Annotated in this window: 20 protein-coding genes; 11 read left to right on the forward strand and 9 right to left on the reverse strand. The window is 35.0% G+C overall.

The genetic code is table 11. The features are described from left to right. The first annotated feature begins 1 nt into the window (after position 1). Together OZX61_RS05065 and OZX61_RS05070 are read left to right on the forward strand one after the other, a co-directional pair. The gene (locus tag OZX61_RS05065) at positions 2-1,213 is read left to right on the forward strand and encodes an efflux RND transporter periplasmic adaptor subunit (protein WP_195772364.1); all 1,212 of its coding nucleotides are present in this window, start codon (positions 2-4) and stop codon (positions 1,211-1,213) included. Continuing rightward, positions 1,203-4,349, forward strand: coding sequence for a CusA/CzcA family heavy metal efflux RND transporter (locus tag OZX61_RS05070; protein ID WP_277095511.1), 3,147 nt, complete (start codon positions 1,203-1,205; stop codon positions 4,347-4,349). Before OZX61_RS05065 ends, OZX61_RS05070 begins: the two co-directional genes overlap by 11 nt. 52 nt (positions 4,350-4,401) lie before the next feature. Here OZX61_RS05070 and OZX61_RS05075 read toward each other — a convergent pair whose 3' ends face one another. Together OZX61_RS05075 and OZX61_RS05080 are read right to left on the reverse strand one after the other, a co-directional pair. Next, complete coding sequence (locus OZX61_RS05075) at positions 4,402-5,112, reverse strand: GNAT family protein (protein ID WP_277095512.1); 711 nt, start codon at positions 5,110-5,112, stop codon at positions 4,402-4,404. A 2-nt stretch (positions 5,113-5,114) separates the two neighbouring features. Further along, positions 5,115-6,305: a Bcr/CflA family efflux MFS transporter gene (locus OZX61_RS05080; RefSeq protein ID WP_277095513.1), complete on the reverse strand. Its 1,191-nt coding sequence runs from the start codon at positions 6,303-6,305 to the stop codon at positions 5,115-5,117. A 156-nt stretch (positions 6,306-6,461) separates the two neighbouring features. Here OZX61_RS05080 and OZX61_RS05085 point away from each other — a divergent pair, with 156 nt between their 5' ends. The 4 genes from OZX61_RS05085 to OZX61_RS05100 all read left to right on the forward strand — a co-directional run bounded on the left by OZX61_RS05085 (position 6,462) and on the right by OZX61_RS05100 (position 10,048). After that, positions 6,462-7,337, forward strand: coding sequence for a LysR family transcriptional regulator (locus OZX61_RS05085; RefSeq protein ID WP_277095514.1), 876 nt, complete (start codon positions 6,462-6,464; stop codon positions 7,335-7,337). Between the two features lie 143 nt (positions 7,338-7,480). After that, positions 7,481-8,524 (forward strand): 2-oxoglutarate and iron-dependent oxygenase domain-containing protein, encoded by a 1,044-nt coding sequence (locus OZX61_RS05090; protein WP_277095515.1) that lies wholly within the window; start codon positions 7,481-7,483, stop codon positions 8,522-8,524. Continuing rightward, positions 8,511-9,371 (forward strand): MetQ/NlpA family ABC transporter substrate-binding protein, encoded by an 861-nt coding sequence (locus OZX61_RS05095; protein ID WP_277095516.1) that lies wholly within the window; start codon positions 8,511-8,513, stop codon positions 9,369-9,371. The genes OZX61_RS05090 and OZX61_RS05095 overlap by 14 nt, the downstream gene beginning before the upstream one ends. A gap of 11 nt (positions 9,372-9,382) precedes the next feature. Continuing rightward, a complete protein-coding gene (locus tag OZX61_RS05100) occupies positions 9,383-10,048 on the forward strand; it encodes an NAD(P)H-binding protein (protein WP_277095517.1) in 666 nt (221 codons plus the stop codon). A 340-nt stretch (positions 10,049-10,388) separates the two neighbouring features. Here OZX61_RS05100 and OZX61_RS05105 read toward each other — a convergent pair whose 3' ends face one another. After that, on the reverse strand, positions 10,389-11,252 hold the full coding sequence (locus OZX61_RS05105; protein WP_277095518.1) for a DMT family transporter: 864 nt from the start codon (positions 11,250-11,252) through the stop codon (positions 10,389-10,391). A 271-nt stretch (positions 11,253-11,523) separates the two neighbouring features. Between OZX61_RS05105 and dusB the strand changes: the two genes are divergently transcribed. Then, positions 11,524-12,498, forward strand: coding sequence for a tRNA dihydrouridine synthase DusB (dusB, locus tag OZX61_RS05110; protein ID WP_277095635.1), 975 nt, complete (start codon positions 11,524-11,526; stop codon positions 12,496-12,498). Here dusB and pgaD read toward each other — a convergent pair. The 6 genes from pgaD to rbsK all read right to left on the reverse strand — a co-directional run bounded on the left by pgaD (position 12,495) and on the right by rbsK (position 20,211). Next, complete coding sequence (gene pgaD / locus OZX61_RS05115) at positions 12,495-12,956, reverse strand: poly-beta-1,6-N-acetyl-D-glucosamine biosynthesis protein PgaD (RefSeq protein ID WP_277095519.1); 462 nt, start codon at positions 12,954-12,956, stop codon at positions 12,495-12,497. The genes dusB and pgaD overlap by 4 nt on opposite strands. Then, positions 12,949-14,205, reverse strand: coding sequence for a poly-beta-1,6-N-acetyl-D-glucosamine synthase (pgaC, locus tag OZX61_RS05120; protein ID WP_277095520.1), 1,257 nt, complete (start codon positions 14,203-14,205; stop codon positions 12,949-12,951). Before pgaC ends, pgaD begins: the two co-directional genes overlap by 8 nt. Then, positions 14,202-15,998, reverse strand: coding sequence for a poly-beta-1,6-N-acetyl-D-glucosamine N-deacetylase PgaB (gene pgaB, locus OZX61_RS05125; protein WP_277095521.1), 1,797 nt, complete (start codon positions 15,996-15,998; stop codon positions 14,202-14,204). Before pgaB ends, pgaC begins: the two co-directional genes overlap by 4 nt. Continuing rightward, the gene (locus OZX61_RS05130) at positions 15,998-18,382 is read right to left on the reverse strand and encodes a hypothetical protein (RefSeq protein ID WP_277095522.1); all 2,385 of its coding nucleotides are present in this window, start codon (positions 18,380-18,382) and stop codon (positions 15,998-16,000) included. The genes pgaB and OZX61_RS05130 overlap by 1 nt, the downstream gene beginning before the upstream one ends. A gap of 211 nt (positions 18,383-18,593) precedes the next feature. Further along, on the reverse strand, positions 18,594-19,082 hold the full coding sequence (locus OZX61_RS05135; RefSeq protein ID WP_277095523.1) for an Lrp/AsnC family transcriptional regulator: 489 nt from the start codon (positions 19,080-19,082) through the stop codon (positions 18,594-18,596). A 196-nt stretch (positions 19,083-19,278) separates the two neighbouring features. Next, entirely contained in the window at positions 19,279-20,211 is a 933-nt protein-coding gene (rbsK, locus tag OZX61_RS05140; protein WP_277095524.1) for a ribokinase, read from the reverse strand. A 403-nt stretch (positions 20,212-20,614) separates the two neighbouring features. Here rbsK and OZX61_RS05145 point away from each other — a divergent pair, with 403 nt between their 5' ends. The 4 genes from OZX61_RS05145 to pqqB all read left to right on the forward strand — a co-directional run bounded on the left by OZX61_RS05145 (position 20,615) and on the right by pqqB (position 24,147). After that, positions 20,615-21,865 (forward strand): NupC/NupG family nucleoside CNT transporter, encoded by a 1,251-nt coding sequence (locus OZX61_RS05145; RefSeq protein WP_195771599.1) that lies wholly within the window; start codon positions 20,615-20,617, stop codon positions 21,863-21,865. Positions 21,866-22,020: 155 nt separating this feature from the next. After that, positions 22,021-22,971, forward strand: coding sequence for a nucleoside hydrolase (locus OZX61_RS05150; protein ID WP_195771600.1), 951 nt, complete (start codon positions 22,021-22,023; stop codon positions 22,969-22,971). A 119-nt stretch (positions 22,972-23,090) separates the two neighbouring features. After that, positions 23,091-23,165, forward strand: coding sequence for a pyrroloquinoline quinone precursor peptide PqqA (pqqA, locus tag OZX61_RS05155; protein WP_081401732.1), 75 nt, complete (start codon positions 23,091-23,093; stop codon positions 23,163-23,165). Between the two features lie 70 nt (positions 23,166-23,235). Beyond that, on the forward strand, positions 23,236-24,147 hold the full coding sequence (gene pqqB / locus OZX61_RS05160) for a pyrroloquinoline quinone biosynthesis protein PqqB (RefSeq protein WP_195771601.1): 912 nt from the start codon (positions 23,236-23,238) through the stop codon (positions 24,145-24,147). Positions 24,148-24,155: the final 8 nt, after the last annotated feature.

Here is a 24,155-nt window from a genome sequence, read left to right on the forward strand (position 1 = left end):
GATGAATAAATTAAATCATAAAGTATGGATATGGGTTGGTCTTATTGTTGCATTTACAATATCTGTAATGGGTTTCCTTGTATTTAAAGGCTCTACATCTTCTTTAGAAGCATCTCATGATCATGACGGCGAGAAACAAGAACATGGTGAGGAAAAAGAAAAAAGTGCTACCCATGAAGAAAAAGAATGGAGTATGACGCTTACACCTGTAGAAGCTGTGAAATATGGTATTAAACTTGCTCAAGTTGAGCAAGGCGAAGTTAATACATCTTCTCTTTATCCAGCAAGAATTATACAAGATCCAAATCAGCAGGCACATGTTACATCTGGTTTTTCTGGTCGCGTAGAAAAGGTAGCTGTAGTTTTGGGGGAGTCTGTAAAAAAAGGGCAGACTTTGGCACTTGTGTCTTCACCAGAATTGATTGATCAACAGTCTAATCTAAATATCGCAGAAGAAAATTTAAAGCTTGCTCAGCAAGATTATCAACGTGAGAAATCACTTTTTCAACAGGGTGTTTCTGCTCAGCAAGATTATTTAAAAGCATTGAATACATACAAGCGTAGTCAAATTGAAGTACAAGCATTACGCCGTAAACTGTCTGTATTGGGGATCAATGCATCTTCGAATGCATATGCAATTAAGGCACCTTTAGATGGCATCATTTCTAAGAAAGATTTATTTGTGGGTGAATATGTTCAGGTGACCGATCAGATAATGGTTATTGAGAATAATCATCATCTATGGTTAGAGTTTGTGCTTCCAAGTCAATTTGCTCAATCTTTATCTCAGCTTTCAAATATCACATTTGAATCTACTCAAAAACAATATCAAGCGAAGATTAAAGCCATTTTACCTGAAGCTGATCAGCAAACAGGACAGCTTAAAGTTCAAGCTGATATTATCAGTCAAAACGATGTCTTAAAACCGAATATGATGGTGAATGTTCGTTTAGCAACGAACTCAGCATCTAAAGTAAATCGTATTTTGAAAACAGCTATTCAAAATGTAGACGGTAAAAATATTGTATTTACTGTGAGTGAAGAAAAGGGCAATTTAATTATTCAGCCTACTGAAGTGACATTAGGTTTAGCATCTGACCAGAATTGGGTAGAAATTATTGATGGTCTAACGATAAACCAGCGTTATGTATCTGAAGGTAGCTTTACTTTGAAATCTGATATGGAAAAAGGGGAGGCAGATCATGGACACTAAGCCTCTTGAAAATTTTCCAAAACCTAAAGGCCTATTCGATTCTATTATTCAATTTTCTATTCAAAATGCACTTTGGGTTATGCTCTTTACTTGTATTTGGATTGCAGTCGGTATTTTTAGTTATCAGAAACTTTCGATAGATGCCGTTCCTGATATTACAAATGTTCAAGTCCAAATTAACAGTGTAGCCAAAGGGTTTACAGCATTAGAAGCTGAGCAAAGAATTACTTATCCAATTGAAAATGAAATGGCAGGTATTCCAAACTTACAGCAGACTCGTTCCATTTCACGTTATGGGTTGTCTCAGGTTACTGTTATTTTTAAAGATGGAACAGATATTTATTGGGCAAGACAGCAAATTACAGAGCGTCTGCAAAAGGTTAGAGGTGAAATGCCCACATCTGTTGAACCTGAAATATCCCCAATCTCTACAGGGTTAGGAGAAATTTACCAATGGGTAGTGCGTGCTAAACCAGATGCTAAAAAAGCAGACGGCTCTACATATACCCCTATGGATTTACGAGAGATTCAAGATTGGATTGTAAAACCACAAATTCAGCGATTATCTGGTATTGCAGAGGTGAATAGCATAGGTGGATATGACAAGAACTATATTGTTTCTCCAAATTTGAGTCGCTTGCAACAATTGGGTATTTCTTTAAACCAGATTACCGATGTGTTATCACAAAATAATGAAAATCGAGGAGCAGGTTTTGTTGAAAATAATGGGCAACAGTTAACAGTACGTGTACCTGGGGTTTTAAAGACTGTTTCTGATATTGAAAATATTGTAGTTCAAAATAAGGGAACAACTCCTATTCGTATTTCAGATGTTGCCAGTGTTTCTATAGGTCATGATTTACGTACAGGTGGTGCTACCTACAATGGCAATGAAGCCGTTTTAGGAATTGCAATGATGATGATGGGCGAGAATAGCCGCACCGTTGCAAAAAATGTTCATACAAAAGTTCAAGAAATTCAAAAAAGTTTACCTAGTGGTGTAATGATAGAAACGGTATATGACCGAACCAACTTGGTTGATAAAGCCATTCAAACAGTTGCCAAAAATCTGATTGAAGGTGCCATATTGGTAATTGTTATTCTATTTATTTTTCTAGGAAATTTTAGAGCAGCACTGATTACAGCCTGTATTATCCCTTTATCTATGCTCTTCACCCTAACGGGAATGGCCGAGCAAAGGATTAGTGCAAACTTAATGAGTTTGGGTGCTTTAGATTTTGGAATTATTGTTGATGGTGCTGTCGTAATTATTGAAAACTGTATACGTCGACTTGCCAATGCACAGCATGAAAAAGGGCGCCTTTTAACGAAGAGAGAGCGATTTGAAGAAGTTTTTTTAGCTGCAAAACAAGCAAGACGACCTTTACTCTTTGGCCAACTGATTATTATGGTGGTCTACATTCCTATTTTTGCATTAACTGGGGTCGAGGCAAAACTATTTCATCCAATGGCAATGACGGTTGTGTTGGCACTGATTGGTGCAATGGTTTTATCTTTGACTTTTGTTCCAGCGGCAATTGCATTATTTGTAACAGGTAAAGTATCTGAAAAAGAAAGTCGTTGGATGCTCACCCTAAAAGCCTATTATTTAAAAATATTAGATTTAGCTTATTCATACAAAGTTGTACTTGTTGCGATAGTTATCTCTATTTTATCTATTACGGGCACAATAGCATTTAAAATGGGAACAGAATTTACACCACGATTAAGTGAGGGTGATTTTGCCATTCAATTTATGCGAGCACCAAGTACAGGAATAGAACAATCCTTACAAATGCAGGAAAAAGTTGAGCAACAACTATTACAAAATTTTCCTGAAATTAAAGCAATTTTTGCACGTACAGGAACAGCTGAAGTCGCGACTGATGTAATGCCACCCAATATTTCAGACAGTATTGTTTTGTTGAAGCCTCAATCTGAGTGGTCTAATTCTAAAGAAACGCTTACTGAATTAAGACAAAGAATGATGAATTATGTTGAACACATTCCTGGTAATGCGAATGAGTTTTCGCAACCGATTGAACTTCGTTTTAACGAACTTATTTCAGGTGTTCGAAGTGATATAGGAATTAAAATTTTTGGTGATGATCTCAATGTTTTAGCAACGGAGGCAAAGAAAGTAGAGAAGCGTTTAAAAGATATTTCTGGAGCAAGCGAAGTAAAAGTAGAGCAAACTCAAGGTCTACCTATGCTAAATGTAGATATACAGCATGACAAGATTGCACAGTATGGGCTATCTGTAAAAGCTGTACAGGATTGGGTGGCTATGGCAATTGGTGGACAATCTGTAGGTAAAATTTTACAAGGTGATCGTCGCTTTGACTTTGTGGTGAGACTCACGCCAACATTGAATAATGTAGAACAGCTTAAACAACTAGCAATTCCTTTGGATAATGGTGCAACAATTACTTTAAAAGACATCGCAAAAGTTGAAGAGTTGTTAGGTATGAGCCAGATTAGTCGAGAAGAAGGAAAACGCCGTATTGTTGTTACTGCAAATGTCCGTAATCGAGATTTAGGTTCTTTTGTACAAGAGGTACAACAAGTGATGGGACAGCAAAAACTTCCTTCGGGTTATTGGCTCAGCTATGGTGGTCAGTTTGAAAACCTACAATCGGCAACCCAACGAATGCAGATTGTAGTCCCTATTGCATTAATTCTGATTTTTATTTTGTTGGTTGCGGTATTTGGCCGATTACAAGAAAGCTTATTGGTATTTATGGGGGTTCCTTTTGCACTTTCTGGGGGGATCATTGCGCTTTGGCTAAGAGATATTCCATTATCAATGTCTGCAGGGATTGGTTTTATTGCTTTATCGGGTGTCGCTGTATTAAATGGTTTGGTTATGCTTACCTTTATGAAAGAACTGGCCCAAACCCATCCATTGGTACAGGCCATTTGGCAAGGTGCTATTTTAAGGCTGCGTCCAGTATTAATGACTGCATGTGTTGCATCTTTAGGATTTGTACCAATGGCATTAGCAACTGGTACAGGTGCAGAAGTTCAAAAACCACTTGCTACCGTTGTTATTGGTGGAATTTTATCTTCAACACTGCTGACACTTATTGTTGTTCCTATTGTGTACCGCTGGTGGAATGAACGTCGAAAATCATAGTTAAATACTGTCCTGTACATTAATTAATGTGCAGGACAGCGTATCTAAATACTTACAGTGCATTTCGTATTTGTTCAATAGATAAGATCTGTTGACCAGTCTCGTTGAAGTTCTTGGAACTTAACCATGTCTGAAGCTGAGTTTTAATATTTGGCCATTCTGTATCTATGAGAGAAAACCAATCGGTATCTCTACTTCTTCCTTTATATACCACCGCTTTTCGAAAAGTCCCTTCATAGGTAAAACCCAGCCTTAAAGCAGCTTTTCTTGATGGGGTATTTAATGAGTCACATTTCCACTCATAACGTCTATAACCTAGCTCATCAAAAACATATTGCATCAGTAAAAATTGTGCTTCCGTTGCAATTCTAGTTTTTTTAAGTAAAGGAGAATAAAGTACAAAACCCATTTCAACCGTACCATTTATTGGATCTATACGCATGAGTGCAATAGAGCCAATAGCTTGTTTGGTTGCGCTATCAATAATTGCATAATGAATAGGATCATGACTCTTTTCAAATGATTTTGCCTGTTGAAAATAGTCATCAAAATCTTTAAAAGGTCCTATGGGTAACCATGTCCAATCTCTATCATCCTCCGCATGGCTATAAGCTTTATATAAATCGTGAGCATGGCGATCTGCGCTATATGGTTCTAAAAGGCAGTATTTTCCTTTTAAGTTGTTTTTCTGTGGTAATTGTCTTGGTGTCCAGTGAGGAAGTAACTCTCCAATTTCTTGTTTATATTGATTTAAGTTTGACATTATTATCTCAATAGTTTGGTTTTCTTTAATATATCAATATATTGAAAGTTGAAAAAGAATAAAAAAATACAGAGTGTACTTAGGGTAAATATTGATAGGCTCAGTATAGAAATACTCTGTCCGATGCAATGGCTAATCCAATAAGAAATAAGCCCTGAACTACTAATTTGAAAAAATCCAACTAGTCCAGAGGCTGCTGCGGTATGTTCATTTGAACTGTGGATGGCACTCGCTACAGCGAGTGATAATGAAGAACCATTCGCAATACTTACGATAAACATGGAGAAAATAATTTTTGTTAAGGATGGCTGAGGTAAAAATAGATTACTCAAAAAAAGTATGCCGCCTATACAAAAGAAGATTAATCCTAGCCCAATAATTTGATCAATACTTAAGAACCTTAATAATTTCTTTGTTGTGATATTGGCAAGAATAATTCCTGCACTTAAGGGCAAATATAATAGTCCTGTTATCTCGGAAGATAGTCCATAGAATATTTTAAATACAAATGTTGATTGAGTTAGATAAATAAACCATGCTTGATAAATTAAACAAACAACTCCTGTATATCTCCAAAAATTTCTATTTTTAAGGATAGATATAAATTGAAAAAATACTATTGATTTTAAGTCACTTTTAGATTCTTTAATGGGAGTCTTAAATGTCATGTACAATGCAATTATTGCAAAGATGACTAAAAAATAGAAATTACTTTTCCAGCCAATATATGATGTGAGATAACCACCAATAAGTGGTGCTATAGCAGGAGATAATGAAACAAAAGGATAGACAATTGCATAAATCTGAACAGATTGATCTTTCGAGAATTGAGATGAAATAAGATATCTACCAATAACGAGTCCAGATGCAGCCCCGATGCCTTGAAAGAATCTAAAAAATAGAAAACTATAGATATGATTAGATAAAGCACAACCTATAGAAGCAATAATATAAATGATAATACCTAGAGTTAAAATACGTTTATAGCCATAAGAATTAACGATTACGCCGTAAATAATTTGTGATATTGCAAGTGCTATTAAATATATAGAAATAGAAAATGTAATTTCTCCACCTGAAATATGAAATTTTTGTGCAATGAATGGGAGTGATGGAATATAAATATCTGAAGAAATAAGTCCAAACATACTTAAAATAATAATAAAAATAACTAATTGGGTTTTGGTATTCATTTTCAATATCTATCTTCTTTTAAGTAAAGGAAATAGAAATCTTATCGTTTTTATTTATGATAAATAATCCATAAAAATACAGCAGGGTGATGTATGTGTGCATCATATATTTTTTAAAAACCAATTATAATATATATAATTGAGAGAGTATTTAATATGAATTGGAATCATCTAAAGGTCATTTTAAAGTTATATGAATTGGGAACAATAAGAGCTGCTGCCAAGGTCTTAGATGTAGATCAGGCGACGCTTGGGAGATATTTAAATGAAATAGAAGCAGAGTTGAATATGAAATTATTCGTTCGCTCTAGAAATGGTGTACAACCTACAACCGATATGATTGGGATTTTACCGTATATAAATACGATACAAGATCAAATCTATGCTTTAGATCGTACTATTCATCAGTCTAAAGAGCAGGTTGCAGGTGTTGTTAAAATTAGTACAACGGATAGCTTGGCTGTCGACTTCATAGCCCCCATGCTTGTTACACTTAAGGAAAAATACCCTCATCTTAAGGTTGAATTGATTACAACTATAGATACGCTCAGTCTAGATAGATCTGAAATTGATATTTCAATTCGTACATATAGAGCCACAGAATCTGACTTTATCGTACGTCATTTGGCAAGTTGGGAAGTGGGGTTATATGCATCTGAAAAATATCTATTAGATCATGGAATGCCTAATACCATAGACAATCACTCTATTGTGGCGTATCAGGAAGGTATAACAAGTAATTTAGACATAAATACAGTTGTTGGTGAGCCTATTCGAGCATCACAAGTGATCTCTAGAGTAAATTCAAGTCTTATATTGGCAAACTTAGTTCATTTAGGTGTAGGTATAGGGGAGTTGCCAACATATATTGCCAATAAACAGAAACTTATACGGATTTGGCCTGAGAAAAAAAGAAAAAACGATTATGAGGTTTGGTTAGCTTTGCATAAAGATACTTATAAAACACCTCGAGTAAGAGCAATTATTGATGAGTTAGTTTATATATTCGAAATGGAAAAATACTCATTTTAATTTATGATTTTAAGTAATAAGTATCTGAAAAAAATAGTTAAATAAATGTATAAAAAGAATAAGTAATCTATATTTTATTATTTAATTGAAAAAAATATTAGATGTAATCTCATGGTAGAAGATTTTATATGAGATACGTTTAAATGTACGATAAAAATAAGTTGCCTATTTTAGATATGAGAAAATTTTATAATATAGAAGAACGACATATCTTTCTAAAAGAGTTGAGATATTTGGCGCGACATATTGGTTTCTTTTATTTAATAGGTCATGGTTTAGACCAAAAGCGTATAGATGAAATAAAAAAATATACACATTTATTTTTTGCACTAGAACAAAAAGAAAAAGATGCAATTTCTATTGAAAATTCACCTCATTTTCGTGGCTATACTCAAATAAATGGTGAATATACACAAAATGCGCCTGACTTAAGAGAACAAATTGATATTGGTGCAGAGTTAGACTCAATTCCATTGACATCAGATCTTCCGATTTGGACAAGATTGCAAGGCCCAAATCAATGGCCTCAAGGGTGGCCAAATTTTCGAAATGTAGTGGAAAATTGGTTGTCAGATAGTCGCAGAATATCTATAGATTTGATTCATGCTTTTATGCTGGCATTAGGTGTAAAAGAAGATGTATTAGATCAATTTATTTTAAATCAACCAAACGAGTCTTTAAAGCTGATTCATTATCCCAAAATGGCATCTGACTCACAAAATCAAGGTGTAGGGGCACACAAAGATACAAATATTCTGACACTCTTATTACAAGATGAAGTAGGCGGATTACAAGTTCTTTCTGAGAATGTATGGGTAGATGTCCCTTATGTTGAAAATGCTTTCGTTATCAATATCGGTGAGACATTAGAGCTAGCAACGGATGGTTATCTTGTAGCAAATACGCATCGTGTCATCTCTCCTAAAAATAAAGATCGTTATGCAATTGCATATTTTATTTCCCCGAATATTTTTTCAGGTGATCTCCCAGTTCTAGCATTGCCACCAGAGTTAAAACTATTAGCAAACGGCACTACGAGTGATCCAAATAATCCACTTCTGAAAAATGTTGCTGAAAATAATATGAAAAGTCGACTTCGATCTCATGTAAATGTGACTAAGAAATTTTATCCCAATATTTATAAAAATTTAAATAAAGAACGCGGTGATTTATATGAAAAACATTAAATGGTTAATTGGTATTATTATTACTGTATTTCTAATTACGAGTTGCTCAAGTTATTTAAAACAAACAAATTCCAAAGAGAATATAAATACTCAAGTTATTACTGTAGGCTCGACGGGCTCGGATGCCCAAATTTGGAAATATATTGCACAATCTGAACAAGCAAAAAAAGCAGGTCTAGATATTCATGTCAAAGAAATTAATGATGGCGTTGCATTAAATCAGGCAACAGTTGATAAAGAAGTCGATGTAAATGCGTTCCAATCTTGGGGATATTTAAAGGCTTTTAATGAAATTAATCATCATCAATTGGCTGCAATTGCAACAACATATTTAGAACCAATGGGACTTTATTCAAATAAATATCATCATTTAAATGATATCCCTGATGGTGCAATTGTTGCTATTCCTAATGATGCTGCAAATACTGCACGTGCACTGAGACTACTTGAGCAAGCTCATTTAATTACATTATCAGAAAAATTTAATTCTATTCGAGGGAATATTTACGATATTATTGATAATCCTAAACATTTAGTATTTAAAGAAATACAAGGGTCAACGATCCCCCGTGTTCTTTCAGATGTAGATTTGGCAGCTATAGGTAATACGGTTGCTTTAGACAGTCACTTGAATGTATTGACACAATCACTTATTCATGAAAATGTAAGTGATAAGACAGCACAAAATATTAATGTCTTGGTTGTAAATAAAGAAAAAATAGGTGATGCAGGAATTAAGAAATTAGGCCAACTCTATCATGAGTCTTTTGTAAAAGAATATATAAAACAGAATTTTTCAGGGACTAAAGTAGACGTTGACCAACCTGTAGCCACATTACCTGAGTAATAGGAGTCAAAATGAGTCATGTATTTATTGTAGGTGGATCTGGCCAAGTCGCAAGAAAAGTAATTCAAAAGTTGCATCAAAGAAATGTAGCGGTCACTGCAATGTATAGAGATACTTCCCAAAAGGCCGAACTTGAGGAGTTAGGTGCAAGACCTGTATTTGCAGATTTAACAAAAAGCTCTCCTGATTCACTCAAAGACATATTAAAGATAAGTCAGGCCGACATTGTTGTATTTGCTGCGGGAGCTGGGGGAAAAGGTGGACAAGAAGCGACAAATTTAGTTGATGGCAAGGGATTGGAAATAACAGCATTAGCAGCAGAAAAGGCAGGCATAAGAAAACTTATTCTTGTATCCGCATTTCCTGAAGCAGGAAGAACCAAAGATTTAGGAGATAACTTTGAAAACTATATGCAGGTAAAGAAAAAATCTGAATATTTTCTAACAAAAACACAGTTAGATTGGATTGTTCTTAGACCAGGTACCTTGGTAAATGATATAGGGACTGGCCGTATAGAAGCTGGTGTAGCACTTCCATATGGTACGATTACAAGAGAGGATGTAGCACAAACTATTGTAAGTATTATTGAGACACCACAATTAAAAAGAAAAATTATTGAAATAATACAAGGAGAATATAATATTTCCGAAGCAGTTCATTCTTTAACTAAAGAATAAAACATAAAAAGCCGATTTATAAAAATAAATCGGCTTGAGGGATTATGGATCCGTTGAATAAATATAGTTTATAGAGTTAAAAAATAAAATAATACCTTGGTTGTATTTATTTTACTAAATGTTAATTTTAAGTTTCCGTTTTATATATGATAATATATTTAATATTAAGGTGATAATTATTATTATTTTAATAATTTTATTGTCAATGAATGTTAAATAAATATAACTATTAATTCTAAATATTAAAAGATTGGTTTAAATGATTGTCATAATTTTTTTAAATGATCGACTTAATTTTAACTTCAAAAGATCTATATAGATCTTCTGAAGTTATAGCTTTTTATCTGGCATAATTTTTTGCCCCAACCACACATATAACGGCAGCTATAGTTACCAATAACATTGCCCAACTTATAGACTCATTGAGAACCACACTCGCAAGTCCAAGTCCTATAAATGGTTGGAATAGCTGAAGCTGACTAATAGCAGCAATTCCTCCTTGAGCTAATCCTCGATACCAAAAAATAAAACCAATTAGCATGCTAAAAATTGATACATATGCTAAGCCAATCCAAGAAGATACTGATACATATTCGAATGATTTAGGCATGGTAATTATAGCTATAGGTAACATAATCGGAAGTGATATTAAAAGTGACCAACTGATGACTTGCCATCCGCCTAGCGTACGAGAAAGACGTGCGCCGTCTGCATAACCTAAGCCACATAAAATAATTGCCATTAGCATGAGTAAATCGCTATTTAAAGACGTACTATTACTGGCTAAAAATGAATAGCCTGCTACAAACATTGCACCCAAAAAAGAGAATAGCCAAAATAAAGTTTTTGGGCGTTCACCTCCGCGTATTACTGCGAAAATTGCTGTCGAAAGTGGGAGTAAACCGACAAAGACAATTGAGTGAGCTGAAGTTACATGTTTTAAAGCTAAAGCTGTAAATAATGGAAAACCTATTACAACACCTAGACTAGTTATAATAAGGGAAGGGAAGTCACTTGTTTTGGGTTTAGGTTGTTTTAAAATAATAAGTAGGAAAATTGCTAAAAATGCAGCAATTGTTGCCCGCATACTGGTTAGAAAAATTGGTGAAAAATCTTTAACAGCTATACGTGTTGCAGGAAGTGAACCTGCAAAGATGAGAATGCCAATAAATCCATTTATCCAGCCATTTGTAATATATTTCACTTTTGTTTTCCTGACTTAATTTCATGTCTAGAAGTGAAACATAGATAAAGATCATAGAATATGTACAATTCTATGCAGAGAGTAGTAACTGTTATGATCAGTTAAACATAACAGTGAGCTATAAATAATATATCACTGCTTTGACACAATATTTGTTAGTATTACGCTGAGTTTGCAATATGATTTGAAGAGGTTTTAAAAATTGAGTAAAAACAATGTAATTAGAGAATTGTTTGATAGATCAATAGATAAGAAGATTTGGGTTGCACCGATGGCAGGTGTAACAGATAGACCTTTTAGAACATTATGTAAATACTTTGGTGCAGGTCATGCAGTTAGTGAAATGATGACTGCAGATAAAACCTTACGAATGACAAAAAAGAGTTTATATCGGGCTAATTTTGATGGAGAAATTGCACCAATATCTGCACAAATTGCAGGCTCTGACCCATTGGAGCTGGCTGAAGCTGCCCGTTATCAGGTGGCAAATGGGGCGCAAATTGTCGATATAAATATGGGATGTCCCGCAAAAAAAGTGTGTAATAAACTTGCTGGTTCTGCATTACTTAAAGATGAAGACTTAGTAAAACGTATTTTAGATACTGTGGTAAATGCAGTAGATGTGCCTGTAACATTAAAAACCCGACTAGGTTTTTTAAATGGACATGAAAATATTTTAAGAGTTGCAGAATGTGCTGAAAATTCAGGTATACAAGCTTTGGCACTACATGGGCGTACGCGTGAGGATATGTATTTAAATACGGCACGCTATGACTTAATTACTGAAGTTAAAAAAATAATTAACATTCCTGTAATCGCGAATGGAGATATTGACAGTCCTGAGAAAGCAAAATATGTGTTAGATGCAACAAAAGCAGATGCAATTATGATTGGTCGGGCAGCGCAAGGAAGACCATGGCTATTCCGAGAAATTGCACACTACTTACGCACAGGCGAAAAACTCGCCGCACCTGAAATTATAGAAGTTCGTGATGTTCTTTTAGGCCATTTAAGTGAACTATACGAGTTTTATGGTGAATATTCAGGATGTCGGATTGCAAGAAAACATATTGCTTGGTATACCAAGGGATTACATTCAAGTAATGAGTTTAGACAGCGTATGTACAAAGTAGAAAATACTGCACAACAAGCACAGGTTGTAGCGCAATATTTCAATCAACTGTTGGAACACGGTCATATTATGAGTGATATACAAATAGAACAGGTAGATTTATTAAACCCCTAGTTTAAATGTGACTTAACTAAAACACCGTTCATATCGTATTCTAATGTGATATTCGAATGTTTTTGTAAACGTACCATCTCATTGGTTTTAAGATAGAACTGTCTTGCTAACTCATCATTTGATATGTTTTCTGGTTTCTTGCGCCGTTCATTTTTTCTAAATCGTAGCCAGTTATAACTTGCCCAACCGATTAAAGTAGAAGAGCAAATGAGAATAGCTAAACTAATTTTTAAAATATTATTTTTTTTTGCGACTAGGCCGTCAATAAAAATATAGTGCTGAATGGTTTTAATTTCAAAGAACCATAACAGTAAGGTTATCAAAGGAAAAAGAAGCAACATAAAACACAGCCATCCTAAGCACTGAAGCACATATCCACTAAGCTTATTTTTAACGAAATGTGGTTTATCGATATATTTAGGAATGTCGAGTGGAGATTGATCTGGGTGATTATGCATTGCTATTGTCTCCATTGAAACCTCGATCGGGACTTACCCAACGAGCACGCTTCTTTTTTTGTAATAGTGTTTTAGGGGTTGCAACGATCGTCGTAAGTGTAATGATTAACCAAAAAAAGAGGGGATACCAGATAATCCAAAAATAATTTCTGATAAAACGATTTGATCCATCATAGCGTTTATCGATCCATAAACTAATACTAAATTGAATTAAGCAGGTGAAACCTAACAGAGCTCCATACCATTCTGGGAAAAGTGTTTTGATATAAAGAGCATCGGGGAGATTAAAATATAAGCCAATAAAAAATAGAATAAAAATAAATAGTATTGTATATGACCAAAGAATACTAAGAAGACTTTCAAGTGCGATAGGCCACATACGGCGTAATCTCCATTTAAAGATTTTTTGAATATAATCTTTAAGCACTTCGACACCGCCTTGTGACCAGCGTAATCTTTGTTTCCACAATCCTTTGAATGTTTCGGGCATATAAATATAGCAGAGTGCCTGAGGAACATATTGAATGTCCCAATGATCAAATTGTAATTTCCAAGATATATCAATATCTTCAGTAATTTTATCATCTGACCAAAAACCAACACGCGCTAAAGCAGTTTTACGAAACCCTGCAATTACACCAGAAATTGTAAATACTCTTCCGTATGTTCGTTGAGCACGTTTAATGAGTCCAATAATAGAGGAAAATTCTCCAACTTGGAGTTTCCCTAAAAGGCTAGAACGATTTAAAATACGTGGATTGCCAGTGACGGCACCCACACGTGCCCCTGAAGTAAGTGGTTGCATCATCCATGTCACAGCATGCGGATGTAAAAGCGCATCACCGTCAATACAAATTACATACTCATATTGGCTAACCAATACACCTGATTTTAGTGCAATCGCTTTACCTTGATTTTCACTTAAATGAACAACTCTAAGTCTTGGGTGAATTTGCTCAAGTTCATCTAAAATTTGAGCAGTACGATCTGAACTTCCATCATTCACAGCAATAACTTCAAATGTTGGATAACTCGTTTGTACAGCATATTTTATAGTGTCTCGAATTTGAGACTCTTCATTAAAGCATGGAATAATAATACTGCATCCATCTAAGGTTGGCTGAGGTATGGGCTTGGATGTCTTTTCATGTTTAAAAAAGAACCATATACCACCAACAATCCAAATCCAAGCCATGAGTAATGGATAGAAGAATGCAAAATCAAATAAATATCCGAGCCATTGAATCATGGTTTGACTCCTTCTAAAAATGGATTTTTATACGTCAGTGGGCTCATATTTTGGCTTAAAGGATTATATAAATAATGATGTACACGTGCTGCATTGGCTAACGTATACGTATGAATACCAATATTTTGAAGACCAATTCTTTGTGTTTCTCTTAAAATATGCTGTACATTTTTCCATGCTTCTTCATTTTTTAAATTATTAATATTGATATGAATAATTAATTTATTTTTACAGGCCTGTGGTAGCACTTTTAAGTGTGAAAGGTATTCGGCCATCTCAACTTTATTCTCGGGTTGGTCAAAATCGAGATGAATATAGTCAAACTTCGTAATGAGTTGGGGAAGAGTTTGCTTTAAATATGGAAGAGCTTGTTTGTTTAGTTTTCCGTGAAGTAACAGTTTTGAGTCAATACTTACATTAGAGTGATACTCTGAAGAGCGCTGAATATTTTGGATTTCTTCTAATAGAGGGTGACTTTGACGAGCTTTTTCATCCATCATTACAATTTCGGAAAGTGTTTCACCTATATCAAAATCTAAACCTGAGATATTTGGATTATTTTTCATCAGATCGATAATGAAAGGCATTAAAGGCTGACCTGATGACTTAAACGTGCTTATTGGAATATGAGCATAGGTATTGATAAATAAGCGTGTTTTAGATTGCCAAATAAATCTGTTGAGTAAGTCTTGTTGAACGGGTAGTGTACGGTTTGGAAAAAAACTGACAACTCCCTGAGGTGTGTCCTTAATTACATCAATAAAAACACGATTGATAGATAGAGCCTGTATATTATTTAATAGTATGCCTAATTTTTGGTTACTTTCATCCTCTGTCTTGCCAACAAGGTCATCGAATCCAAGTGAAATACTGTGACCTTGCTCTATAAGTAAATCTTCGTGATAATCAATAAGGTTAGATAGCTCTTGCTTAAGCTCTTCAGCAGTTGAGTTGTTTGTGACCAAAATACGTTTAAGTGTGCCGTCAGAAATATGATTAATGCCAGATTTTCCCAGACTAAACGAAAATGGTAATCCTGCTTCTTGTGCAATTTTTTCTGATTCTGGGGTAACTGCACCATAAGGCCAAATAATGGTTTTTACATGAATACCTAATTCTTGATCGAGGCGTGCTTTCGATTTTTTTAAATCATTTAAAATGCGTGTTTTATATTCTATATCTGTTTCATAACGATTTTCATGAGATAAATATTGCCTAGTTGTCGCTGCAGGTTGTTGGTTGCCTTGAGGGTTGGATAAAACACCTTCATGTAGACTATCTGAATGACTTGCAAATTCGACCAATCCTGAGTTTTGCATTTCTCTCATTTGCGGCCAAGACATTAAGTTATTCGTACCATAAGCTATTTCGCCATTAGGATTTCTTTTATCAATCCAACTTGTAACAATTGCAAAAACAGCAGGAATTTTATATTGCTTTAATAATGGAAAAACATGGGTGTAGTTACTCAGTGTTCCATCGTCAAATGTAAGGAGAATTGCATTTGCGGGTAAAGGTCGTTTCCCCAATCTTGCTTGGTCAATATCTTCTAAACGGATAGGATGCCATTGTGAGCGGTGTAACCAATCAAAAAATGCGACTAAATTTTTTGTATTGACTGCATATGGATCTTTGTCGCCAAATTTTTCGACATCATCTCGGACATCATGAAAATTAAATGAAATAGATTGATTGCGATCAAGAATATAAGGATCGTCCATATGACTTGGCTGACTGCTGTAAGCCCAAAGCGGCAGCAATCCGAAAATAGCCGCAAGAATTAATGGTTTCATTAGAAGCTTCCTTGTAATGCCAATAGACCATAAAGTCTATTTTTATCTTGAACGTTAAAAGTGGATTCTGCGAAACCAAAACCATATTGGATGCGCCAAGTACGATCGAATGACCATTCATGTAAGTATTGAGCATTCCAAGATGCTCTCGTTCGGAGATATTTCTGATCAGACTGTCCAAAACCTATGTCTAAAAATTGTGTAAATTTTTGATCGTAGGATCTCCACGTTAACCATTCATGATGAACATTAACGTGTGTTGATAAGGAATGCTCAGAATCTGAAAACTGCATATTTTGTATATGGTTTGAACTTAGACAGAATTTTATTTGTGCTTCAGTCAGATGATGAGCTGAAGAAAATAGTTGCTGTGTAAGGTTTGTAGAGAGATCTTGCTGACGATTTCTATATGGAAGTTGAATGTATTGATATGCAACTGAAAGTGAACGGGACTCATTGGTTCTGAATACTGTATTGAGGACGTATTGATGTCCACGCATATAAGGAAGTGTGGTCGTGGCACTATTATAATTTAGTACATATTTAAAATAGTCGCTGAGATCTTGTTGCCACTCTAAATTAAATCCAATATTTTTTTGACCACGTTGCTGAAATATGCCTAAGTTTAAACTTTTTTGCTTTGAGGCCCATTCAAGACCTGCACCAGATTGCTTAGATAAGAATTGTTGATGTGGTGCATTGCTTGTGAATGTAGCATGTTGTGTATATAACCTATAATTGTCATAGATCCATGGAGAGTTCACTCTTAGATAGTGCTCAGGACGTTGGGTAGATGATTTTTGACTGAGTCCGAAGTTAGATGCATAACTCATTGTAAATTTTTGACGTGTTTTAAAGTCCTTAGCACTTTCTTGAATAGCCGTATCATCAGGGTAGAGTAAAGCCAAACTGCTGAGCTGTTGCTTCCATAACTGAATATTTCCTATAGCTTGTGAGTTTTGCAGTTTATTAATACGAGTTGTTTTATCTGTATTATTTTTTCCATTTAAACGTTCTAAGGTTTGCTGAGATGCTATGAATAAGCCTCTCCACCGTTGTACAGTGGCTAAGTTGTTAATATAAGCTTCATTATTTGGCGACTTTTCAAGAATGTTATAGAAATACTGTTCGGCCTGATTTAAATGATTCTGATATCCATAATTCAATCCTTTTAAACTAATATATTCATAACGATCAGGTGCTGTAGTTTTGTCCACACCTTTAGCATGGCTATAGCGAAACGTTGGAATGAGTGTATCTATTTGTTGAGCGAGCAAATCTGCTGATTTGTACTTCTCCTGCTCTAAATAGCTGTAATATAGACCTGAGTAAACCTCGATGTCTGCATAGTTTTTCTCTAGTAATAAACTCTGGTAGAGCGGTTCAGCCTTAGCAGGCTGTTTTAAATATAAATATGCATTTGCAATTGAATGTCTAACATAGGCAGGCATTTCAAGGAAAGATCTATTTAATTGATGAGCATAACGTAAAACGGCTGTGAAATTTTTTCTTAAGCCTAGTGCATAAATATAGTTATAGTAAAAGGGTAAAAACTGAGGGTTTTCAGGTGTTAATAATGATTTAAGTTGCTCGGCATTATTCAGTATTTTATCTAAAGATTGAAAGCTAAAACTTTCAGACTCGCCCTTATCCAATAAATATTTATAGTTTGAAAAAGCATTATTAATACCTTGATTAAATGCCGATAGTTGAATATTCAGTAAGAGTTCGGGGTGTGTTTTATTTAAAGATGATTGTTCAATCACTTGTAATGCTTGAGATAAGTTATCTAAAGCCATCAAGGTATAGAGATATTCTTCCGTAATTTGTGGATTATTTTTATTTTTTTCATAAAGAGGATAAATGAGGTTTAAGCTTTCTATAGCATGATGAGAAATTCTCCAAGCATAAGAAGACTGGATTTGTTGGTCTATACTTAGATGAGATAAACCAAGTTTACGTAAGTCTTGGATCGCATCTGAAAAATTTTGAGACTCGGCATTTAGAACAGCTTTTATGAGTAAAAGGTCATTGGATGGGAGATATAAATACATTTGTTCGGCAAGATGTTTAGCGAGTACAAATTGCTTTGCATTTCTTAAGCCTTGTAATGTTGGAATATATGCGTAAGTTGGATAGGTGCTTAGATTGATATAGTGAATATATTGGAGATCTTCTATACTTAATTGCTGATATTTAGATTTTAAAGTAAAGTAATCTGCAAGGAGGTACGGATCTGTCGAGTGCTGATTGAGCAGCGCATGAAGTTGAAATAGTCCGTTGTCCACCTCGCCGTTATATATCATACGCACAGCGTATTCACGTTGGCTTATAACTTGTTTATTTATAAGGCCTGTAGATGCTTCTACAGAAAAAATGGACAAGCTTAAAGAAACATAGATAAGAAGAAATAAAAATAATTTGAACGGGTAAAGTGAGTGACGCATTCGAAATAAATGTGATTTGTGTCACACAATTGTACTATATATATTACATTTTACTTAATAATAATATATTAAATGTATTTATTTCAAACTTAATGTGATTTATATATTTGAAATATAAATGAAAATTTTTTATGAAAATATGGGAGTTTTAATCGTTAAAGTGGGTTAGCTCAGTCGAATTTTCAACTTTTAGAGGTCTTAACGCAAAAATTGACCGTGTATGGCGAATACCTGCAATTGAATACAGTTTTTTTCTTAAGAATTTTTCATAATGTTCAGCATTCTTTACCGCAACTTTGACTAGGTAGTCATATTCGCCTGTGACTAAATGTGCTTCTATAATTTCTGGAATATCTGCCAAGACTTGGCTAAATTTCTCAAGCGTTTCATCATCATGTCTTTCCAATGTAATTTCAATAAAAAACAACTCATGAATGCCTAATGCTTTACGATTAATTGTCGCTGTATATCCTTCAATAACTTTAAGGGATTCTAAACGTTTTAAGCGTGTCCAACATGGGGAAGAAGACAATCCAATGGTCTCGGCAAGTTGTGCTACGGTTAATCTCCCATTGTTTTTAAGGGCAGATAATATTTTGTAATCAAGTTGGTCAAGTGTATATTCTGTACTGTTCATGAATTAAACTTTAGAAGAAATTCCTTTTAATATGCTAAATACTTTATTTTTGTTCTGTTGTGGTGTCAATATAAACTCAAATTAAGTAGATAATTTTCCTTATATTTATATAAAATAAATACATCACATTAGTTGTCTTCGACAGCATGATGTAAAATAGCACCCTTATGGAAGGGTGACATAAGGGTGCTATAATTTATTGGTTTTCTAAAAAGCTATCAATTTCTTGACGCCATGGTACAGAGGGTTGTGCCCCTGAACGAGTCACTGCAAGCGCGGCAGCAGCGTTAGCAAAGCGAGCAGCATTCTGTGCTGTTTTTTCTTCTAAGAGCGCGGTTACAAAAGCGCCATTAAAGGTGTCACCTGCGGCAATAGTATCGACAGCATCGACTTTGAAGCCTTGAATCAGCTGACCCTGTCCATTCTCACTGAGCCATACACCACGTGCACCCATGGTAATAACTACAGTTTTAATGCCTTTTCCATGTAAAATTTGTGCAGCTTCGTTGGCATCTTGCTCGTCATGTACAATTTTACCTGTAAGGCTGAGTGTTTCGGTTTCATTTGGTGTAATGATATCGACAAGATTTAATAGCTGTTCTGGAAGTTCACGTGCTGGCGCTGGGTTTAAAATGACACGTACATTTGATGCATTGGCAATTTTTGCAGCTTCAATAATACTTTCTAAAGGTGTCTCTAGCTGTAATAAAAGTGCGTCTGCATTTTGAATAACTGATTGATAACGATGAACATAAGATGGCGTTAAGCTTGCATTCGCACCTGCACAAATACCAATACAGTTTTCAGCCAATTGATTGACGAAAATAAGAGCAACGCCTGTCGACTCATTTGCAATAGACTCTATTGCAGAAATATCTATATGATCTTGCTGAAGTTGAGTTTTAACACTTGTTCCAATAGCATCATCTCCTACACATGCAATAAATGAAATATTTGCACCACTTCTACCGGCTGCAACAGCTTGGTTTGCACCTTTGCCACCGAATGCAACTTGATAGTCTTTACCTGTCAGTGTCTGGCCAGGGTGAGGGAAGTGATCTAATTTCAAAATATGGTCTGCATTAATACTGCCTAAGACAACCAATTTTTTTTGAGATGTAGAATTCATGAATAACTCAAAACAGAAAACGTTTGTAAATAATAACGTGTTTTAAGAGATTTTACTTTGCGTTTAAGTAGTAAATGCCCAAAAGATCATCCTTAAACAATCTAACAAAAAACTTACACGCCAAGATAACTAAAAAAGTATTCGATATTTTAGTAGAAATTTGTTACATTTGTCGCCAATGAGGTGGTCTAAATAAGTTTATGTTTAAATAACAGTGACTTAATTTTAACTACTTCTTTTTTGTGTCTATTGTTTGGCATAAATAGTCTGTTTAGGTAGGTTTCAAAGCAATCTACTGCAACATCCAGTTTAATCTAAGTTTTGTAATATAAGAAAATGAATCTCTAATTTTCATAACCTTTTGAAAGTTAGAGATTCATTTTCTTATATTACGGAGATAAGTATGTCTGAATACCGCGGCTTAATTGGTATATTAATTCTATTGCTCATTGGTTTTATATTTTCCAATAACAGAAGAATGATTAAGATACGCACGATTTTACCTGCATTGGGCTTGCAATTTGCATTGGGAATTCTAATTTTATATGTTCCTTTTGGTAAATATTTATTTGAACAGCTCGCGGTAGGCTTTAATAAAATTATTAGCTATTCAGATGCTGGAAGTTCATTTCTTTTTGGCCCATTGGTTGGAAACAAAATGAACACGGTATTTGATGGTGCAGGTTTTATCTTTGCTTTTAAAGTATTACCTACAATTATCTTCGTAACAGCACTTATTACTATTTTGTACTATCTTAAGATTATGAATGTTTTTATTCGTATTTTAGGTGGCGCATTTCAAAAAATTCTAAATATTAGTAAGGTTGAATCCTTTGCTGCAGTAACGACCATTTTTATTGGACAAAATGAACTGCCTGCTGCACTCCGACCATTTTTATTAAAAATGAATAAAAATGAATTGTTCACTGTAATGTGTAGTGGAATGGCTGCTGTTTCTGGTTCGGTACTTGTTGGTTATGCCGGTCTTGGTGTACCTATGACTTATTTACTTGCAGCTTCTTTAATGGCGATTCCAGGTGGTATCTTGTTTGCAAGGTTACTTAGTCCTGCTACGGAAGTTTCACAGGTAGAAGTTAAAGATATTTCGTTTGGTGAACATAAACCTACTAACATTATTGAAGCTGCTGCCAGTGGTGCAATGCTTGGGTTAAAAATAGCCGCAGGGGTTGGTACAGTCATCATGGTATTTGTTGGCTTATTGGCATTATTAAATGGTTTGGTCGGTGGTATCGGTGGTCTATTTGGATTCTCGGATTTATCAATTAACTCAATCTTTGGATATATCTTATCTCCACTTGCATACCTAATGGGGGTAGATTGGAACGATGCTTCTTTAGCAGGTGCATTACTGGGTCAAAAGCTTGCCATTAATGAGTTTGTTGCTTACCTAGGGTTAGCACCACATTTGGCAGATCATAGTATTTCACCACATACCGCAGCTATTATTTCATTTGGGCTATGTGGTTTTGCAAACTTTAGCTCAATCGGGATTGTTATTGGTGCTTTTAGTGTTGTTGAGCCAAGTTTAACGCCAGTGCTTTCTAAACTTGCAATGCGCGCTTTATTGGCTGCGACATTATCAAATCTTATGAGTGCGACTATTGCAGGTATTTGTCTTTCTTTTACAATGTAGCCATAAACAATAGATCTAAGCCAAGCTATTTCGCTTGGCTTTTTTTACGATAAATGTATTAGAATTATACAGCCTTAGGTTCACTTCATAGGGGCTTCAATGTATAGTGCCCCTCCAACAGTGATGTTGATTTTCTGCAAATTAAGGGTACTTACATGTTAGCTTCAGCTCAAAAAATTATTATTGATACTGATCCTGGTCAAGATGATGGCGTAGCAATATTACTTGCGCTTGCAAGTCCAGAGTTAGATGTAATTGGGATTACAACAGTTGCTGGCAATGTGCCATTAGATTTAACTACTAAAAATGCGCGTATTATTTGTGAACTGGCAAATCGTTCAGATATTAAAATTTTTTCAGGTTGCGACAAACCACTTAAAAAGCCGTTAGTGACTGCGGAAAATGTACATGGTAAAACAGGTTTAGATGGTATTGAATTGCCTGAGCCAACGATGCCATTACAACCTCAACACGCCGTAGATTTTATTATAGAAACATTTCGGAATGCGCCTGAGAAAACAATTACATTGTGTACATTAGGGCCAATGACAAATATTGCACAAGCTTTAATGAAAGCCCCTGATATTGCGACACGTATTCAGAAAATTATTTCAATGGGTGGAGGATTCTTTGAAGGAGGCAACATTACACCTTCAGCAGAATTTAATATGTTTGTAGACCCTGATGCGGCAAAAGTTGTATTTGATGCAGGCATCGATTTGACTGTTGTACCTTTAGATGTGACTCATAAAGCATTAACAAATGCACAGTGGATTCAACAATTACGTGCATTTAAAACGTCTGTGGGTGAAGCGGTCGCATCTTGGACCGATTTTTTTGAAAGATATGATAAAGAAAAATATGGTTCAGCAGGTGCACCGTTGCATGATCCGTGCGTCATGGGATATCTCATTCGCCCAGATCTATTTACAGGTAAACACATTAATGTCGAAATAGAAACAGAGAGTCCACTCACTGCAGGTGCAACAGTTGCTGACTGGTGGAAAGTGACGGGTCGAACACAAAATGCTTATTTTCTAAATACCATTGATCGAGATGGCTTTTTCGATTTGCTTACTGAAAGATTAGGTCGTTATCAGGGATAATTTACATTTTGTGAAACTTATAGACTATATATTTTGTATAAAGTTCGTTAGAATATAAGTTTAAATTAACCTTAAATGGATGTGCGACCAATTAGCACATAATGATTGGAGTATTGGACATGCAATGGACGAAACCTGCATACACTGATTTACGTATTGGCTTTGAAGTAACAATGTATTTTGAACATCGTTAATTTTAAAGTATTTATTGATAGGCCCTAGAATTTCTAGGGCTTATGTTTTTGTGGAATAGGTAAATAATATATGTACGTTTATGTGTTAGGTTCAGCAGCAGGTGGTGGTTTTCCTCAATGGAACTGTAATTGCGCAAATTGTGATGGTTTAAGAAAGGGGACACTCAATGCAAAAGCAAGAACACAGTCATCCATAGCAGTTTCTGAAAATGGTATAGATTGGGTTTTATTTAATGCTTCCCCAGATATTCGTCAGCAACTTTTTGACTTTAAAGCAGCACAACCAGCAAGAGCATTGCGAGATACAGGCATTAAAAGTGTTGTACTTATGGATAGCCAACTTGATCATACGACAGGTTTAATTACTCTTCGAGAAGGTTGTCCAATAAATGTATGGTGTACAGATATGGTACATCAGGACTTAAGTACCGGTTTTCCACTATTTAATATGTTAAAACATTGGAATGGTGGGCTAAATCATCATAAGATTGATCCAACAAAGCAATTTAAAATTGATGGGTTTGAAAATTTAGAGTTTATACCTTTAATTATTCGTAGTGCAGCACCGCCATATTCACCACACAGAAATGACCCACACGATGGTGATAATATTGCTATGATTATCAAAGATCGCAAAACACAGAAGCAATTATTTTATGCACCGGGTTTAGGAAAAGTCGATGATGAAGTCATGCAAATCATGCAAGCTTCTGACTGTGTGATGATTGACGGTACACTGTGGACAGACCACGAAATGCAAACGCGTGGTGTTGGTACGAAAACCGGTAAAGATATGGGGCATCTATATATTTACGGCGAGGGTGGATCTTTATCTTATTTAGACCAACTTGAAGATACTCGTAAGGTATATATTCATATTAATAATACAAACCCAATTTTGGACGAAGATTCAGAGCAATTCGCAACATTAAAGAAACATAATGTAGAAGTCGCATTTGACGGCATGCAAATTGAGCTCTAATACATAAG

This window comes from Acinetobacter sp. ESL0695, assembly GCF_029392135.1.
GTDB lineage: Bacteria > Pseudomonadota > Gammaproteobacteria > Pseudomonadales > Moraxellaceae > Acinetobacter > Acinetobacter pollinis.

Excerpts from the sequence above, each read along its gene's own strand:
- pgaC (WP_277095520.1), bottom strand. The coding sequence starts at position 14,205 with ATGATTCAATGGCTCGGATATTTATTTGATTTTGCATTCTTCTATCCA.
- OZX61_RS05070 (WP_277095511.1), top strand. The coding sequence starts at position 1,203 with ATGGACACTAAGCCTCTTGAAAATTTTCCAAAACCTAAAGGCCTATTC.
- pgaB (WP_277095521.1), bottom strand. The coding sequence starts at position 15,998 with ATGAAACCATTAATTCTTGCGGCTATTTTCGGATTGCTGCCGCTTTGG.
- OZX61_RS05085 (WP_277095514.1), top strand. The coding sequence starts at position 6,462 with ATGAATTGGAATCATCTAAAGGTCATTTTAAAGTTATATGAATTGGGA.
- dusB (WP_277095635.1), top strand. The coding sequence starts at position 11,524 with ATGGCAGGTGTAACAGATAGACCTTTTAGAACATTATGTAAATACTTT.
- OZX61_RS05135 (WP_277095523.1), bottom strand. The coding sequence starts at position 19,082 with ATGAACAGTACAGAATATACACTTGACCAACTTGATTACAAAATATTA.
- pqqB (WP_195771601.1), top strand. The coding sequence starts at position 23,236 with ATGTACGTTTATGTGTTAGGTTCAGCAGCAGGTGGTGGTTTTCCTCAA.
- OZX61_RS05145 (WP_195771599.1), top strand. The coding sequence starts at position 20,615 with ATGTCTGAATACCGCGGCTTAATTGGTATATTAATTCTATTGCTCATT.
- OZX61_RS05100 (WP_277095517.1), top strand. The coding sequence starts at position 9,383 with ATGAGTCATGTATTTATTGTAGGTGGATCTGGCCAAGTCGCAAGAAAA.
- OZX61_RS05075 (WP_277095512.1), bottom strand. The coding sequence starts at position 5,112 with ATGTCAAACTTAAATCAATATAAACAAGAAATTGGAGAGTTACTTCCT.
- OZX61_RS05080 (WP_277095513.1), bottom strand. The coding sequence starts at position 6,305 with ATGAATACCAAAACCCAATTAGTTATTTTTATTATTATTTTAAGTATG.
- OZX61_RS05090 (WP_277095515.1), top strand. The coding sequence starts at position 7,481 with ATGTACGATAAAAATAAGTTGCCTATTTTAGATATGAGAAAATTTTAT.
- pgaD (WP_277095519.1), bottom strand. The coding sequence starts at position 12,956 with ATGCATAATCACCCAGATCAATCTCCACTCGACATTCCTAAATATATC.
- OZX61_RS05150 (WP_195771600.1), top strand. The coding sequence starts at position 22,021 with ATGTTAGCTTCAGCTCAAAAAATTATTATTGATACTGATCCTGGTCAA.
- rbsK (WP_277095524.1), bottom strand. The coding sequence starts at position 20,211 with ATGAATTCTACATCTCAAAAAAAATTGGTTGTCTTAGGCAGTATTAAT.
- OZX61_RS05065 (WP_195772364.1), top strand. The coding sequence starts at position 2 with ATGAATAAATTAAATCATAAAGTATGGATATGGGTTGGTCTTATTGTT.
- OZX61_RS05095 (WP_277095516.1), top strand. The coding sequence starts at position 8,511 with ATGAAAAACATTAAATGGTTAATTGGTATTATTATTACTGTATTTCTA.